The sequence below is a fragment of the Azospirillum rugosum genome (assembly GCF_017876155.1).
GTDB lineage: Bacteria > Pseudomonadota > Alphaproteobacteria > Azospirillales > Azospirillaceae > Azospirillum > Azospirillum rugosum.
Genome location: NZ_JAGINP010000047.1, coordinates 1 through 15,868 on the forward strand (window position 1 = coordinate 1; position 15,868 = coordinate 15,868).

The 15,868-nt window shown below is 65.9% G+C and carries 13 protein-coding genes and 1 tRNA gene; all 14 read right to left on the reverse strand.

The features are described from left to right. Positions 1 to 113, reverse strand: a 113-nt coding sequence (locus tag J2851_RS34910) for a GTP-binding protein (protein ID WP_132295269.1), incomplete at its 3' end; no start/stop codon positions are given. A 37-nt stretch (positions 114 to 150) separates the two neighbouring features. Then, the gene (gene fusA, locus J2851_RS34915) at positions 151 to 2,229 is read right to left on the reverse strand and encodes an elongation factor G (RefSeq protein ID WP_209773840.1); all 2,079 of its coding nucleotides are present in this window, start codon (positions 2,227 to 2,229) and stop codon (positions 151 to 153) included. 26 nt (positions 2,230 to 2,255) lie between these two features. After that, positions 2,256 to 2,726 carry a 30S ribosomal protein S7 gene (gene rpsG / locus J2851_RS34920; RefSeq protein ID WP_209773845.1) on the reverse strand — a complete coding sequence of 157 codons (471 nt, stop codon included), beginning with the start codon at positions 2,724 to 2,726 and terminating at the stop codon, positions 2,256 to 2,258. A 12-nt stretch (positions 2,727 to 2,738) separates the two neighbouring features. Then, a complete protein-coding gene (gene rpsL / locus J2851_RS34925) occupies positions 2,739 to 3,110 on the reverse strand; it encodes a 30S ribosomal protein S12 (RefSeq protein ID WP_012973201.1) in 372 nt (123 codons plus the stop codon). 390 nt (positions 3,111 to 3,500) lie between these two features. Beyond that, positions 3,501 to 7,670 (reverse strand): DNA-directed RNA polymerase subunit beta', encoded by a 4,170-nt coding sequence (gene rpoC / locus J2851_RS34930; RefSeq protein ID WP_209773847.1) that lies wholly within the window; start codon positions 7,668 to 7,670, stop codon positions 3,501 to 3,503. Between the two features lie 100 nt (positions 7,671 to 7,770). Further along, entirely contained in the window at positions 7,771 to 11,964 is a 4,194-nt protein-coding gene (gene rpoB / locus J2851_RS34935; RefSeq protein ID WP_209773850.1) for a DNA-directed RNA polymerase subunit beta, read from the reverse strand. Between the two features lie 252 nt (positions 11,965 to 12,216). Beyond that, complete coding sequence (gene rplL / locus J2851_RS34940; RefSeq protein WP_209773852.1) at positions 12,217 to 12,594, reverse strand: 50S ribosomal protein L7/L12; 378 nt, start codon at positions 12,592 to 12,594, stop codon at positions 12,217 to 12,219. Between the two features lie 57 nt (positions 12,595 to 12,651). Further along, positions 12,652 to 13,170 (reverse strand): 50S ribosomal protein L10, encoded by a 519-nt coding sequence (gene rplJ / locus J2851_RS34945; RefSeq protein WP_209773863.1) that lies wholly within the window; start codon positions 13,168 to 13,170, stop codon positions 12,652 to 12,654. A gap of 266 nt (positions 13,171 to 13,436) precedes the next feature. Beyond that, positions 13,437 to 14,141 (reverse strand): 50S ribosomal protein L1, encoded by a 705-nt coding sequence (gene rplA / locus J2851_RS34950; protein WP_209773865.1) that lies wholly within the window; start codon positions 14,139 to 14,141, stop codon positions 13,437 to 13,439. Between the two features lie 4 nt (positions 14,142 to 14,145). Continuing rightward, complete coding sequence (gene rplK, locus J2851_RS34955; RefSeq protein ID WP_209773868.1) at positions 14,146 to 14,580, reverse strand: 50S ribosomal protein L11; 435 nt, start codon at positions 14,578 to 14,580, stop codon at positions 14,146 to 14,148. A 134-nt stretch (positions 14,581 to 14,714) separates the two neighbouring features. Further along, positions 14,715 to 15,245, reverse strand: a complete 531-nt coding sequence (gene nusG / locus J2851_RS34960) for a transcription termination/antitermination protein NusG (protein WP_209773870.1) — start codon at positions 15,243 to 15,245, stop codon at positions 14,715 to 14,717. Positions 15,246 to 15,250: 5 nt separating this feature from the next. Continuing rightward, on the reverse strand, positions 15,251 to 15,448 hold the full coding sequence (secE, locus tag J2851_RS34965) for a preprotein translocase subunit SecE (protein WP_209773871.1): 198 nt from the start codon (positions 15,446 to 15,448) through the stop codon (positions 15,251 to 15,253). Positions 15,449 to 15,516: 68 nt separating this feature from the next. Next, a tRNA-Trp gene (locus J2851_RS34970) sits at positions 15,517 to 15,592 on the reverse strand. A 181-nt stretch (positions 15,593 to 15,773) separates the two neighbouring features. After that, positions 15,774 to 15,868: EF-Tu C-terminal domain-related protein (locus J2851_RS36480; RefSeq protein ID WP_145708611.1), on the reverse strand; the 95-nt coding region annotated here is incomplete at its 5' end.

A 15,868-nucleotide genomic window follows, 5' to 3' on the forward strand; every position in this document is an offset into this window, starting at 1 on the left:
TCGGCCAGCACCTTCGTGATCGCCGCCGTCAGCGACGTCTTGCCGTGGTCGACGTGGCCGATCGTGCCAATGTTGCAGTGCGGCTTGTTCCGCTCGAACTTTGCCTTCGCCATGGTGTGTGCTCTCCGTCTCTTTGTCGTTCCAGCGGTATCAGGCCATCTTGGCGCGGACGTCGTCCGCGATGGCCTGCGGCACCGGCTCGTAGTGGTCGAACTGCATCGTGTACTGCGCCCGCCCCTGGCTCATGGAGCGCAGCGTGTTCACATAGCCGAACATGTTGGCCAGCGGAACCATGCCGGTGATCGTACGGGCGTTCCCCCGCTGGTCCATGGCCGTGACCTGTCCGCGGCGGCTGTTCAGGTCGCCGATGATGTCGCCCATGTAGTCCTCCGGCGTCACCACCTCAACCTTCATGATCGGCTCCAGCAGCGTGGGGCCGGCCTTTTGCAGGCCCTCGCGGACGGCGGCGCGCGTCGCGATCTCGAAGGCGAGCACCGAGGAGTCGACGTCGTGGTACGCGCCGTCCACCAGCTCGGCCTTGAGGTCGATCACCGGGAAGCCGGCGACGACGCCGCTGTTCATGGCGGAGTCCAGCCCCTTCTGGACACCCGGCACATACTCCTTCGGCACGGCGCCGCCGACCACCTTGTTCTGGAAGACGAAGCCTTCCCCGGCCGGCAACGGCGAAAAGACGAGCTTCACGCGGGCGAACTGGCCGGTGCCGCCGGTCTGCTTCTTGTGGGTGTAATCGACCTCGGCCGTCTTGGTGATGGTCTCGCGGTACGCCACCTGCGGCGCGCCGACGTTCGCCTCCACCTTGAACTCCCGCTTCATGCGGTCGACGATGATCTCGAGGTGCAGCTCGCCCATGCCCTTGATGACCGTCTGCCCGGACTCGTGGTCGACGGACACCCGGAAGGACGGGTCTTCCTGGGCGAGGCGCGCGAGCGCCATGCCCATCTTCTCCTGGTCGGCCTTGGACCGCGGCTCCACGGCCACCTCGATGACCGGTTCCGGGAACTCCATCCGCTCCAGCACGATGGGCTTGGCCGGGTCGCACAGCGTGTCCCCGGTCGTCGTGCTCTTCAACGCGGTGAAGGCGACGATGTCGCCGGCGTGGGCGTCGGTAATCTCTTCGCGGCTGTTGGCGTGCATCAGCAGCATGCGGCCGATGCGCTCGCGCTCCCCCTTCACCGGGTTCAGCACCGTGCTGCCGGCCTCGACGCTGCCGGAATAAACCCGCACGAAGGTCAGCGACCCGACGAAGGGGTCGTTCATGATCTTGAAGGCAAGGGCGGAAAACGGCGCTGCGTCGTCCGGCGCGCGCTCGTCCGCCTCGTTGCTGTTGACCTTGTGGCCCTTGACCGACCCGACGTCCACCGGGGCCGGCAGATAGTCGACCACGGCGTCCAGCATCGGCTGCACGCCCTTGTTCTTGAAGGCGGAGCCGCAGAGAACGGGCACGAATTTCAGCCCGATGGCGCCCTTGCGGATGCACGCCTTCAGCGTCTCGACCGAGGGCTCGGCGCCGGACTCCAGGTACGCCTCCGTCGCCGCGTCGTCGAGTTCGACCGCAGTGTCGACGAGCGCCTGCCGGTACTCGGCCGCCTTGGCGCGCAGGTCCTCGGGAATGTCGGTGTAGTAGAACTCGGCGCCGAGCGTCTCTTCCTTCCAGACGATCGCGCGCATCTCGACCAGATCGACGACGCCCACAAATGAGGCCTCGGACCCGATCGGCAACTGAACCACGAGCGGGGTGGCGCCCAGCCGCTCCTTCATCATCTCGACGCAACGGAAAAAGTTGGCGCCGGTGCGGTCCATCTTGTTCACGAAACACATGCGGGGCACGCCGTACTTGTCGGCCTGCCGCCACACGGTCTCGGACTGGGGCTCCACCCCCGCCACCGAGTCGAACACCGCAACCGCACCGTCGAGCACGCGCAGGGACCGTTCGACTTCGATGGTGAAGTCGACGTGGCCCGGTGTGTCGATGATGTTGATGCGGTGGTCGCGCCAGAAGCAGGTCGTGGCCGCCGACGTGATCGTGATGCCCCGTTCCTGTTCCTGCTCCATCCAGTCCATCACCGCGGTGCCCTCGTGCACCTCGCCGATCTTGTACGACTTTCCAGTGTAGTACAGGATCCGCTCGGTGGTCGTGGTCTTCCCGGCATCGATGTGAGCCATGATGCCGATGTTGCGGTAGCGGTCGAGAGGGTGGGAACGGGGCATGACAAGCACCTGGGTCGGTGGGTGCCTTACCAGCGGTAGTGCGAGAAGGCCTTGTTGGCTTCCGCCATACGGTGGGTGTCTTCGCGCTTCTTCACGGCGGTGCCACGCTGGTTGGCAGCGTCCATCAGCTCACCCGACAGGCGCTCGGTCATGGTGTTTTCCGAGCGGGCGCGGGCGGCGCCGATGAGCCAACGGATGGCCAGGGCCTGGGCGCGGTCCGAACGGACCTCGACCGGAACCTGGTAGGTGGCGCCACCGACGCGGCGGGAGCGCACTTCCAGGTGCGGCTTCACGTTCGCGAGGGCGTCGTGGAAGACCTGGACGGGCTCGCCCTTGATCTTCGTCTCGATGCGGGTCAGGGCACCGTAGACGATGCGTTCGGCGGCAGACTTCTTGCCGTCCAGCATCAGGCAGTTCATGAACTTGGTCAGAACGCGGTCGCCATACTTGGCGTCCGGCAGGACCTCACGCTTCTCGGCGCGACGACGACGGGACATCGTGAATACTCCTTACTTCGGACGCTTCGCGCCGTACTTCGAACGACGCTGCTTACGATCCTTCACGCCCTGGGTATCGAGCGTGCCGCGGATGATGTGGTAACGGACACCGGGAAGGTCCTTCACACGGCCGCCGCGGATCATAACCACCGAGTGTTCCTGGAGGTTATGGCCTTCGCCGGGGATGTAGGAGGTCACCTCGAAGCCGTTCGTCAGACGAACGCGGGCGACCTTACGCAGAGCCGAGTTCGGCTTCTTCGGGGTCGTGGTGTAGACGCGGGTGCAGACGCCACGCTTCTGCGGGCACGCCTCCATCGCGGGAACCTTATTGCGCGCGGCCAAGGGCTCACGCGGCTTACGGATCAACTGGTTGATCGTCGGCATATCTGCCCTTCATCCCTTCAGGTCACTCGGCCGGCGGAGCCGGTCGATTCGATAATACCGTCCAGCAGAGCCGGACGATGCAAAAGCCCGCCTGCGAAGCCCGGAAGGCTTCGAGCGGGCCCGATGGTCGCTCGCCGTCGGACGGATCCTTCGGCAATGTCGCTTGGATGTCGATCGGACGCCGAATGGAGAAGCGCGTCGCCCCTCCGAGGGTCCTTTCGAGGTTCGCGGACTATATGGGGAGCCCCCTGCCCCGTCAAGCGCGCAAATGACGGTTTTCAGTGCCACCATCACCCGCGCCGCGAGTCCGCCCGCTTGCCAGGCCACTGGAAAAGCGAAGGGCGCGTTCCTTGCGGAACGCGCCCTTCCCCTACCCTATGGAACCAGCCGTCAGGCCGCGGTGCTCTCGCCCGGCTGCGGCAGAGCCGGAGCCTCGGCCTCGCCACCGGCGGCGATCGAGGCTTCGCGATCCCGCTCGGCGGCGATCTGCTTCAGGCGGTTGACCACGGAGCCCGTGCCGGCCGGGATCAGGCGGCCGACGATGACGTTCTCCTTGAGGCCTTCCAGGTTGTCGGTCTTGCCCGACACCGCCGCTTCCGTGAGGACGCGGGTGGTTTCCTGGAACGACGCCGCGGAGATGAAGGACCGGGTCTGCAGCGAGGCCTTGGTGATGCCCTGCAGGACCGGGTGGCCGCTGGCGGGCTTGAGGCCCTCGCCGACCGTCTTCTCGTTCTCCTCGTCGAACTCCTGCCGGTCGACCTGCTCGCCCACCAGGAAGGTGGTCTCGCCGGCGTCGGTGATCTCGACCTTCTGCAGCATCTGGCGGACGATCACCTCGATGTGCTTGTCGTTGATCTTCACGCCCTGCAGTCGATAGACGTCCTGGATCTCGTTGATGAGGTAGTTGGCCAGGGCCTCCACACCCATCACCGACAGGATGTCGTGCGGGACGGGGTTGCCGTCCATCAGCAGGTCGCCGCGCTGGACATAGTCACCCTCCTGGACGGAGATGTGCTTGCCCTTCGGGATCAGATACTCGCGCTCGTCCCCCGTCTCGTCGTTGCGGACGACGATGCGGCGCTTGGTCTTGTAGTCCTTGCCGAACTCCACGCGGCCGTCGAGGTCCGAGATGATCGCGAAGTCCTTCGGACGGCGCGCCTCGAACAGCTCGGCCACGCGCGGCAGACCGCCCGTGATGTCGCGAGTCTTGGACGACTCGCGGGGGATACGGGCCAGCACGTCACCGGCCCGCACATGGGCGCCGTTCTCCACGGAGAGGATGGCGTCCACCGACATGAAGTAGCGGGCTTCCAGGCCGTTGGCGAGCGTGATCACCTCGCCGCGCTCGTCGCGCAGCGTGATGCGCGGCTTCAGGTCCGCACCGCGCGGCTGCTGGCGCCAGTCGACGACCACCTTGGACGAGATACCGGTCGCCTCGTCCATCACCTCGCGCATGGAGATGCCTTCCACGAGGTCGACGTAGTGGGCGGTACCCTCGCGCTCGGTGATGATCGGCAGGGTGTAGGGGTCCCACTCGGCCAGCTTCTGGCCGCGCGTGACCTTTGCGCCCTCGTCGGCCAGCAGCTTGGCACCGTAGGGCACGCGGTGGCGCGCCCGCTCGCGGCCCTGCTCGTCGAGCAGGATCACTTCGGTGTTGCGGCCCATCACGACCGGAATGCTGGAGGAGTTGATGACGACGTTGCGGTTGTTGATCCGCACCGTGGCGTCGAACGCCGCCTCCACCTGGCTCTGCTCCGCACCGCGCTGCGCCGCGCCACCGATGTGGAACGTGCGCATGGTCAGCTGCGTGCCCGGCTCGCCGATCGATTGGGCGGCGATGACGCCGACCGCCTCGCCGACGTTCACCAGCGTGCCGCGGGCCAGGTCACGGCCGTAGCACTTGGCGCAGACGCCGTCCTTGGTCTCGCAGGTCAGGACCGAGCGGATCTTGACGCTGTCGATGCCCGACCGCTCGATGCGGTCGACCGTCGCCTCGTCGATCAGGCCGGCATCCGGCACGATCAGCTCGCCGTTCAGCGGGTCGATCAGGTCGCCCACCGCCGTGCGGCCGAGGATGCGGTCGCCCAGCGGGGAGATGACCTCGCCGCCGTCGATGACCGCCTTGACCGTGATGCCCTTGTCGGTGCCGCAGTCGGTCTCGACGATGATGGCGTCCTGCGCCACGTCGACGAGACGACGGGTCAGGTAACCGGAGTTCGCCGTCTTCAAGGCGGTGTCGGCCAGACCCTTGCGGGCGCCGTGGGTGGAGTTGAAGTACTCCAGCACGGTCAGGCCTTCCTTGAAGTTCGAGATGATCGGCGTTTCGATGATCTCGCCCGAGGGCTTGGCCATCAGGCCGCGCATGCCCGCCAGCTGGCGGATCTGGGCGGCGGAGCCACGCGCACCGGAGTGGGCCATCATGTACACCGAGTTGACCGGCTTGCCCGGGGCGGTGTCGGAGATGACCTTCATCATCTCGGCGGCCACCTTCTCGGTGCACTCCGACCACACGTCGACGACCTTGTTGTACTTCTCGCCCTGGGTGATCAGGCCGTCGAGGTACTGCTGCTCGAACTCCTTGACGCGCTCCTTGCTGTCGTTGACCAGCTTCTTCTTCGCCTCGGGGATGACCATGTCATCCTTGCCGAAGGAGATGCCGGCGCGGCAAGCGTGGCCGAAGCCCAGCTTCATCAGCCGGTCGGCGAAGATCACCGTCTCCTTCTGACCGCAATGGCGGTAGACGGCGTCGATGACGTTGCCGACGTCCTTCTTGGTCAGCAGGCGGTTGATCAGCGCGAAGGGCACGGCCGGGTGGCGCGGCAGGATCTCCGACAGCAGCATGCGGCCCGGGGTCGTCTCCACGATCGTGGTGACCGGGGTGCCCTCGCTGTCGACGCCGTTGTAGCGGGCCTTCACCTTGGCGTGCAGCGTCACGACCTTGGCGTCCAGCGCCTGCTCGATCTCGCCGACGTTGGCGAAGGTCATGCCCTCGCCTTTCTCGCCCGGCCGCTCCATCGTGATGTAGTAGAGACCCAGAACGATGTCCTGGGACGGCACGATGATCGGCTTGCCGTTGGCGGGCGACAGGATGTTGTTGGTCGACATCATCAGCACGCGCGCTTCCAGCTGGGCCTCAAGGCTCAGCGGGACGTGCACGGCCATCTGGTCGCCGTCGAAGTCCGCGTTGAAGGCGGTGCAGACCAGCGGGTGCAGCTGGATCGCCTTGCCTTCGATCAGTGTCGGCTCGAAGGCCTGGATGCCCAGGCGGTGCAGCGTCGGCGCGCGGTTCAGCATCACCGGATGCTCGCGGATGACCTCCTCAAGGATGTCCCACACCTCGGGACGCTCCTTCTCGACCATGCGCTTGGCGGCCTTGATGGTCGAGGCGAGGCCGTACAGCTCCAGCTTCGCGTAGATGAAGGGCTTGAACAGCTCCAGCGCCATCTTCTTTGGCAGGCCGCACTGGTGCAGCTTCAGCTCCGGGCCGACCACGATGACCGAACGGCCGGAGTAGTCGACGCGCTTGCCGAGCAGGTTCTGGCGGAAGCGGCCCTGCTTGCCCTTGAGCATGTCGGACAGCGACTTCAGCGGACGCTTGTTGGCGCCGGTGATGACGCGGCCGCGGCGGCCGTTGTCGAACAGGGCGTCGACGGCCTCCTGCAGCATGCGCTTCTCGTTGCGCACGATGATGTCCGGCGCCTTCAGCTCGATCAGCCGCTTCAGACGGTTGTTGCGGTTGATGACGCGGCGGTACAGGTCATTCAGGTCGGACGTCGCGAAGCGGCCGCCGTCCAGCGGGACGAGCGGGCGCAGTTCCGGCGGGATCACCGGAATCACTTCCAGGATCATCCACTCCGGACGCGACTGCGACGACAGGAAGGCGTCGATCAGCTTCAGGCGCTTCACGAGCTTCTTGCGCTTGGCCTCGGACGAGGTGTCGCGCAGCTCCTCGCGGCAGGTCTTCTTCTCCTCCTCCATGTCGAGCGCCGACAGCATGATGCGCAGCGCTTCGGCACCGATGGAGGCGGTGAAGGCATCCTCGCCGTATTCGTCCTGGGCCGCGACGAACTCCTCCTCGCTGAGCAGCTGGTGCAGCTTCAGCGGGGTCAGGCCGGGCTCGATGACGACGTAGTTTTCGAAATAGAGGATGCGCTCCAGATCCTTGAGCGTCATGTCGAGCAGCAGGCCGATGCGGCTCGGCAGGGACTTCAGGAACCAGATGTGAGCGACCGGCGAGGCCAGCTCGATGTGGCCCATGCGCTCGCGCCGGACCTTGGACAGCGTCACCTCGACGCCGCACTTCTCGCAGATGATGCCGCGGTACTTCATGCGCTTGTACTTGCCGCACAAGCACTCGTAGTCCTTGATCGGTCCGAAGATGCGGGCGCAGAACAGGCCGTCGCGCTCAGGCTTGAAAGTGCGATAGTTGATGGTTTCCGGCTTCTTGATCTCGCCGAACGACCAGGACCGGATCCGCTCGGGGCTCGCGATCTGGATGCGGATCTGATCGAAGCTCTGGGGACCCTGGACCTGGCCGAAAATGTTCATCAACTCGTTCATGACCGTCTCCCGCTGGCAGCGCCGCGTTGTCGGTTAAGGGCAGTTCTCGCCGGAAGGGGCCTACATGGCTCCCGTTCCGGCGAGTTCAAGTCTTTGGGGCTCAGTACGACCGCTGGTTCAGCTCGACGTTCAGGCCCAGGGAGCGCAGCTCCTTGACCAGAACGTTGAACGACTCCGGAATGCCCGCCTCGAAGTTGTCGTCGCCGCGGACGATCGCTTCGTAGACCTTGGTGCGGCCGGACACGTCGTCCGACTTGACCGTGAGCATTTCCTGCAGCGTGTAGGCGGCGCCGTACGCCTCCAGGGCCCACACCTCCATCTCACCGAAGCGCTGGCCGCCGAACTGGGCCTTGCCGCCGAGCGGCTGCTGGGTGACCAGCGAGTACGGACCGATCGACCGCGCGTGGATCTTGTCGTCCACGAGGTGGTGCAGCTTCAGCATGTAGATGTAGCCGACGGTGACCTTGCGGTCGAAGGTCTCGCCGGTGCGGCCGTCGATCAGCGTCACCTGGCCCGACCGGTCGAGACCGGCCATCTCCAGGTGGCGGCAGATGTCGTCCTCGCGGGCGCCGTCGAAGACCGGCGTCGCGAAGGGCACGCCCTTGCGCAGGTTGCCGCCCAGCTCCAGCAACTCCGGCTCCGACATGTCGGCGATCTGCTCGTTGTAGATCTTCTCGCCGTAGCTGTCCTTCAGCGTGATGCGCAGCTTCTCGATGCCCTGGGCCGGGTCGCCCTTGCCCTTGGTCGCAAGGCGGTACTGGTCGATGGCGCGGCCGATCTGCTTGCCCAGCCCCGCCGACGCCCAGCCCAGGTGCGTCTCCAGGATCTGGCCGATGTTCATGCGCGACGGCACGCCCAGCGGGTTCAGCACGAGGTCGACCGGCTGGCCGTCCTCCAGGTACGGCATGTCCTCCTGCGGCAGGATGCGCGACACCACACCCTTGTTGCCGTGGCGGCCGGCCATCTTGTCGCCCGGCTGCAGCTTGCGCTTCACCGCGACGAAGACCTTGACCATCTTCATCACGCCCGGCGGCAGCTCGTCGCCGCGCTGCAGCTTCTCGACCTTGTTCTCGAAGCGGTTCTGCAGGGCCTGGATGGAGTCGTCGAAGACCTTGCCCAGGTTCTCCACCGTCTCCATCACCTGCTCGTCGCCAATGGAGATCTGGCGCCACTGGCCCTTCGTCAAGTTGGCCAGTTCGGCGTCGGTGATAACCGTGCCGGCCTTCATGCCCTTCGGGCCGGACTGGGCGGTCTGGCCGAGGATCACCTCCTTCAGGCGGGTGTAGAAGCTGCGCTCCAGGATCGCGCGCTCGTCGTCGCGGTCCTTGGCCAGCTTCTCGATCTCGGCCCGCTCGATGGCGAGCGCGCGCTCGTCCTTGTCGACGCCGCGACGGCTGAAGACGCGGACCTCGACGACGGTGCCGGCCACGCCCGGCGGCAGGCGCAGCGAGGTGTCGCGGACGTCGGACGCCTTCTCGCCGAAGATGGCGCGCAGCAGCTTCTCTTCCGGCGTCATCGGGCTCTCGCCCTTCGGCGTCACCTTGCCGACCAGGATGTCGCCCGGGCGGACCTCGGCGCCGATGTAGACGATGCCGGCCTCGTCGAGGTTCTTGAGGGCTTCCTCACCGACGTTGGGGATGTCGCGGGTGATTTCCTCCTGGCCCAGCTTGGTGTCGCGGGCCATGACCTCGAACTCCTCGATGTGGATCGAGGTGAAGACGTCGTCCTTGACGATACGCTCGTTGATGAGGATCGAGTCCTCGAAGTTGTAGCCGTTCCACGGCATGAACGCGACGAGCACGTTACGGCCGAGCGCCAGCTCGCCCAGCTCCGTCGAGGGGCCGTCGGCGATGATGTCGCCAGCCGCCACGCGGTCGCCCACCTTCACCAGCGGACGCTGGGTGATGCAGGTGTTCTGGTTGGAGCGCTGGAACTTCAGCAGGTTGTAGATGTCGACGCCCGGCGCCGTGCTGTCGGACGCGTCGGTGGCGCGCACCACGATGCGGGTGGCGTCGATCTGGTCGACGATGCCCTTGCGCTTGGCGACGATGGTCACGCCGCTGTCGCGGGCGACCGTGGCCTCCATGCCCGTGCCGACCAGCGGCGCGTCGGCCTTGACCAGCGGCACCGCCTGGCGCTGCATGTTCGAACCCATCAGCGCGCGGTTGGCGTCGTCGTTCTCCAGGAACGGGATCAGCGCCGCGGCGACGGACACCAGCTGCTTCGGCGACACGTCGATCAGGTCGATCGCCTCGGGCCGGAACATCAGGTACTCGCCGCCCTGCCGGCACGACACGAGGTCGGCGGCGAAGCGGTTGTCAGCGTCCAACTCGGCGTTGGCCTGCGCGACGACGTAGCGGCCCTCCTCCATGGCGGAGAGGTAGACCACCTCGTCGGTGACGCGGCCGTCGGCAACCTTGCGGTACGGGCTCTCGATGAAGCCGTACTGGTTGACGCGGGCGTAGGTCGCCAGCGAGTTGATCAGGCCGATGTTCGGGCCTTCGGGCGTCTCAATCGGGCAGATGCGGCCGTAGTGCGTCGGGTGCACGTCGCGCACCTCGAAGCCGGCGCGCTCGCGGGTCAGACCGCCCGGGCCGAGGGCCGAGAGACGACGCTTGTGCGTGATCTCGGACAGCGGGTTGGTCTGGTCCATGAACTGCGACAGCTGCGAGGAGCCGAAGAACTCGCGGACCGCGGCCGCCGCCGGCTTGGCGTTGATCAGGTCGTGCGGCATGACCGTGTCGATCTCGACCGACGACATGCGCTCGCGGATCGCGCGCTCCATGCGCAGCAGGCCGACGCGGTACTGGTTCTCCATCAGCTCGCCGACCGAGCGGACGCGGCGGTTGCCGAGGTGGTCGATGTCGTCGATCTCGCCGCGGCCGTCCTTCAGGTTCACCAGGACCTTCAGGATCGACAGGATGTCCTCCTTGCGCAGCACGCGCACGGAGTCGTCCGTCTTGAAGTTCAGGCGCGCGTTCATCTTCACGCGGCCCACGGCCGACAGGTCGTAGCGCTCGCTGTCGAAGAACAGGCCGGCGAACAGCGCCTCGGCGGACTCCAGGGTCGGCGGCTCGCCCGGGCGCATGACGCGGTAGATGTCGATCAGCGCGTCCTCGCGGGACGCGTTGCGGTCGGCGGCCATCGTGTTGCGAATGTAGGCGCCGACGTTGAGGTGGTCGATCGCCAGCACCGGCAGCTCGTCGACGCCGGCCTTCTCCAGCTTGTCCAGGTCGCTGGCCGACAATTCGTCACCGGCTTCGAACAGGACTTCGCCCGTCCGCTCGTTGATGATGTCGACGGCGAGATAGCGCCCGGTCAGCTCCTCGGTCGAGACGAGCTGCTCGGCGAGGCCACCCTCGACCAGCTTCTTGATCAGGCGCGGCGTCATCTTGGTGCCGGCCTCGGCGACGACCTGGCCGGAGGCGGCGTCCACGAGGTCGGAGGCGATCTTCACGCCCTTCATGCGGTCGGCGTTGAAGGGGGTCTTCCATCCGCCGGACGCGCGCGAATAGGTGATCGTGTCGTAGAAGAAGTTGAGGATCTCCTCCTTCGACATGCCCTGCGCCTCGTAGGGCAGCAGGTCCTTCTTCGACGCCTTGCGCTCGGCGCGCAGCGCCTCGGTGTCCGCGCCGTCGAGCGCGAACAGCAGCGTGGTGGCCGGCAGCTTGCGGCGGCGGTCGATGCGCACGTAGACGAGATCCTTGGCGTCGAACTCGAAGTCGAGCCAGGAGCCGCGGTACGGGATGACGCGGGCGGCGAAGAGGTACTTGCCCGACGAGTGGGTCTTGCCCTTGTCGTGGTCGAAGAAGACGCCCGGCGACCGGTGCATCTGGGAGACGATGACGCGCTCGGTGCCGTTGATGATGAAGGTGCCGTTGGCCGTCATCAGGGGCATGTCGCCCATGTAGACGTCCTGCTCCTTGATGTCGCGGATGGAGCGCAGGCCGGTGTCCTCTTCCACGTCGAAGACGGAGAGGCGGAGCGTCACCTTCAGCGGCGCCGCGAAGGTCATGCCGCGCTGCTGGCACTCCTCCACGTCGTACTTCGGCGGCTCAAGCTCGTACTTCACGAAATCGAGGACGGCGCGGTCGGAGAAATCCTTGATCGGGAAGACCGACCGGAAGACCTCCTGCAGGCCCAGGTTGGCGCGCTTCTCCGGCGCCACATCCATCTGCAGGAAGTGGTCGTAGGAGCTGCGCTGCACCTCGATGAGGTTGGGCATCTGGGTGACTTCCGGGATGCGCCCGAAGCTCTTCCGAACACGCTTTCGACCCGTAAAGGATTTGGCCATGGATGTCCCCAAACGTCTGTATCGTGAAGTACGCTCGACCTGGATACGCGCGACCTGGATAGGCTCGACTGAAACTAAGCGGCACCGGGGTCCGGCGGTGATCGTGCGAACCGCCCCTAGATAGGGACGGAAAGAGCCGGACCGGGAAGCCCGGTCCGGTGGAAGGCAGAAAACGCCGTGCGGCGGCAGGCCCCATCTGGGACCGGCCGCCGTCCGGCGTGGATATGTCTTATCCGTCGCAACAAGACGGTCTTACTTAATATCGACCTTCGCGCCGGCCTCTTCAAGCTGCTTCTTGATCTTGGCGGCCTCGTCCTTCGAAACGCCTTCCTTGACGTTCTTCGGGGCGCCCTCGACCAGGTCCTTGGCCTCCTTCAGGCCCAGGCCGGTGATGGCGCGGACTTCCTTGATCACGTTGATCTTCTTGTCGCCGGCGTCGGCGAGGATCACGGTGAACTCGGTCTGCTCTTCGACCGGGGCAGCGGCGGCGGCCGGGCCGGCGGCGGCGGCAACGGCCACCGGAGCGGCGGCGGAGACGCCCCACTTCTCTTCCAGCAGCTTCGAGAGCTCAGCGGCCTCGATGACGGTCAGGGCCGAGAGATCGTCGACCAGCTTCTGCAGATCAGCCATTTTGATACTCCAACAACTCGAATTTCTGGGTTTGGTAGACTGTTAGGCTTGAGCGGCTCAGGCCGCCTCGTCCTTCTTCGCGTAGGCCGCCAGAACGCGGGCGACCTGGCCGCCCGGCGCCTGGAGAACACCGGCGATGCGAGTCGCCGGGGTCTGGATCATGCCCACGAGCTTGGCGCGCAGTTCGTCCAGCGACGGGAGCGTGGCGAGAGCCTTGACTCCCTCCGCGTCGAGAACCTGGTTGCCAAGGGCAGCGCCGATGATCTGGAGCTTGTCGTTGGACTTGGCGTAGTCGGCCACCACCTTGGCGGCCGCGACGGGGTCCTTCGAGTAAGCAATCGCGGTCGGCCCCTTGAAGAGACCGTCCAGACCTTCGAACTGCGTGCCCACAAGGGCGCGGCGGGCGAGCCGGTTCTTCGTCACCTTGAAGCCAGCGCCCGCGGCCCGCACCTTGCCGCGCAGGTCGGTGACTTCCGCCACCGTCAGGCCGAGATGGCGGGTAACCACCACCAGGCCCGTGTCCTGCAGCTTGGTTTGCAGGTCCGCGATCGTCGCTTCTTTTTGTGTACGATCCACGGATCGCCTCCTTGCACAGAGGTTTAACTGAAGCCCCTCCCCTTGCGGGTCAGAGCTCCGGCGAACCTGTCCCAGAAGTTCGAGCCGTTCCTTGGCGGCAAGGCCGCTTGGTTAACGGTTCAACTCCTGTCTGCTCTGGCGGGATTAAGCCGACGCTTGATAGGCGGCGTCGGCACCAGCGGTCTTGGACAGGGTGGGCGCCCCGCGAGGGGGACACCCGATCACCGCCAGGGCCCGAGAGCCCCGGCGGCGAAACTCACGGCAACTCAGGCCTGGGCGGCCAGAGTGGCGAGGTCGAGCTTCAGGCCCGGGCCCATGGTCGAGGACAGCGAGACCTTCTCGATGTACTGACCCTTGGCACCGGTCGGCTTGGCGCGGCCGATCGCGTCCACGAAGGCGCGGATGTTCTGCACCAGGGCCTCTTCCGAGAAGCTGGCCTTGCCGACGCCGGCATGCACGATGCCGGTCTTCTCGGCGCGGAACTCCACGGCGCCGGCCTTGGCGGCCTTGACGGCGCCGGCGACGTCCGGGGTCACGGTGCCGAGCTTCGGGTTCGGCATCAGGCCGCGCGGGCCGAGGACCTTACCGAGCTTGCCGACGACGCCCATCATGTCCGGGGACGCGATGCAGCGGTCGAAGTCGATGTTGCCGGCCAGGATCTTCTCGGCCAGGTCGTCGCCACCGACGATGTCGGCGCCGGCGGCCAGAGCCTCGTCGGCCTTCGGGCCCGGACGGACGAACACGGCGACGCGGACGGTCTTGCCCGTGCCGTTCGGCAGGTTGACGACGCCGCGGACCATCTGGTCGGCGTGACGCGGGTCGATGCCCAGGTTCATGGCGATCTCGATGGTCTCATCGAACTTCGCCTTGGGCAGGCCCTTCAGGAGGGTGACGGCGTCCTCGAGCTTGTAGAACGCGTCGCGGTCGACCTTCTTGATGCTGTCGGTCAGGCGCTTTCCGAGCTTGGCCATGGGGTCAGCCCTCCACCACTTCGAGGCCCATGGAGCGGGCGGAGCCGGCGATCATCTTCGCGGCCGCCTCGACGTCGTGGGCGTTCAGGTCTTTCATCTTCTTGGTGGCGATGTCGCGCACCTGGTCCATCGTCACCTTGCCGACGAAACCGCCCTTGCCCGGGGTCTGCGAGCCCTTGTCGAGGCTGGCGGCCTTCTTCAGGAAGTAGCTGACCGGCGGGGTCTTGGTCACGAAGGTGAAGGTGCGGTCGCCGTAGGCCGTGATGACCACCGGGATCGGCATGCCGACCTCGAGGTCCGCGGTCTTGGCGTTGAACGCCTTGCAGAACTCCATGATGTTCAGGCCGCGCTGACCGAGCGCCGGGCCGATGGGCGGCGACGGGTTCGCCTTGCCGGCCGGGACCTGCAGCTTGATGTAGCCGACGATTTTCTTTGCCATGTCACAACCTCCAGATACGACGCCACGATAGCCTGATCGGCGTCGCGGGGTTTTGCGGTGCGGCTATGGCGGGCCTTCCGCAGCAGAAAGAAGCACGTGATTCATCATCACGTGCTTCGGGAAAACGATTGTGCTCAGACCTTCTCGACCTGAGTGTACTCCAGCTCGACCGGCGTGGAGCGGCCGAAGATCGACACCGCCACCTTGAGGCGGGCCTTTTCTTCGTCGACTTCCTCGACGACGCCGTTGAAGGAGGTGAAGGGGCCGTCGCTCACACGCACCTGCTCGCCCACCTCGAAGGTGATCGAGGGCTTGGGGCGCTCAAAGCCTTCCTGCACCTGATGGATGATCCGCTCGGCCTCGCGCTGGCTGATCGGCTGAGGCTTGCCGCCGCCGCCCAGGAAGCCGGTGACCTTCGGCGTGTTCTTCACGAGATGCCACGACTCGTCCGTCAGATCCATCTTGATCAGGACGTAGCCGGGGAAGAACTTCCGTTCGGTGTTGATCTTGGAACCCCGGCGCACTTCGACCACTTCCTCGGTCGGGACCAGGATTTCCTCGAACTTGTCCTCCAGCCCCTTCTGGGCCGCCTTCTCGCGGATGGACTGGGAGACCTTCTTTTCGAAGCCCGAATAAACGTGTACGACGTACCAGCGCGCGGCCATGTCGGTCAGGCTCCCAGCCCAAGAATCGTTCGGACGGAGAACGCCAGAACCTGGTCCACGACGAGGAAGAAGAGTGCCGCCACAACCACCATGACGAAGACCATGGCGGTGGTCACGCCGGTCTCCTTGCGGGTCGGCCAAGTCACCTTGGCCACCTCGCGGCGGACCTCGCGCGCGAATTCTGCGGGATTCACTTTAGCCATCGTAGACCGTGCGAGCTCCGGTGCGTCGTCAGGGCGCAGCTAGTCGCCCACTTCTTGTTGGAGACGGGTGGCAGGAGTGGAGGGGCTCGAACCCCCAGCCCCCGGTTTTGGAGACCGGTGCTCTACCAATTGAGCTACACTCCTAACGCCGTCCGGCTCTACCCCCCTTGGAGGAGCGGAGCTTATAGCGCATCGCCGCGTGGCCTGCCAGTCTTTTCACCGGCCTTTCGACCGATTTTCAGACGACCGCCAGCGGGCAACCTTTCAGCCAAAAACCCCCGCCGCCAATCCCGAGGGAGCGGCGGCGGAGGCTTGGCTCAGACCATTACTTGATGATCGAGGCGACGACGCCGGCGCCGACCGTACGACCACCCTCGCGGATGGCGAAGCGCAGGCCCTCGTCCATGGCGATCGGGGCGA

Excerpts from the sequence above, each read along its gene's own strand:
- fusA (WP_209773840.1), bottom strand. The coding sequence starts at position 2,229 with ATGCCCCGTTCCCACCCTCTCGACCGCTACCGCAACATCGGCATCATG.
- rpsG (WP_209773845.1), bottom strand. The coding sequence starts at position 2,726 with ATGTCCCGTCGTCGTCGCGCCGAGAAGCGTGAGGTCCTGCCGGACGCC.
- rpsL (WP_012973201.1), bottom strand. The coding sequence starts at position 3,110 with ATGCCGACGATCAACCAGTTGATCCGTAAGCCGCGTGAGCCCTTGGCC.
- rpoC (WP_209773847.1), bottom strand. The coding sequence starts at position 7,670 with ATGAACGAGTTGATGAACATTTTCGGCCAGGTCCAGGGTCCCCAGAGC.
- rpoB (WP_209773850.1), bottom strand. The coding sequence starts at position 11,964 with ATGGCCAAATCCTTTACGGGTCGAAAGCGTGTTCGGAAGAGCTTCGGG.
- rplL (WP_209773852.1), bottom strand. The coding sequence starts at position 12,594 with ATGGCTGATCTGCAGAAGCTGGTCGACGATCTCTCGGCCCTGACCGTC.
- rplA (WP_209773865.1), bottom strand. The coding sequence starts at position 14,141 with ATGGCCAAGCTCGGAAAGCGCCTGACCGACAGCATCAAGAAGGTCGAC.
- rplK (WP_209773868.1), bottom strand. The coding sequence starts at position 14,580 with ATGGCAAAGAAAATCGTCGGCTACATCAAGCTGCAGGTCCCGGCCGGC.
- nusG (WP_209773870.1), bottom strand. The coding sequence starts at position 15,245 with ATGGCCGCGCGCTGGTACGTCGTACACGTTTATTCGGGCTTCGAAAAG.
- secE (WP_209773871.1), bottom strand. The coding sequence starts at position 15,448 with ATGGCTAAAGTGAATCCCGCAGAATTCGCGCGCGAGGTCCGCCGCGAG.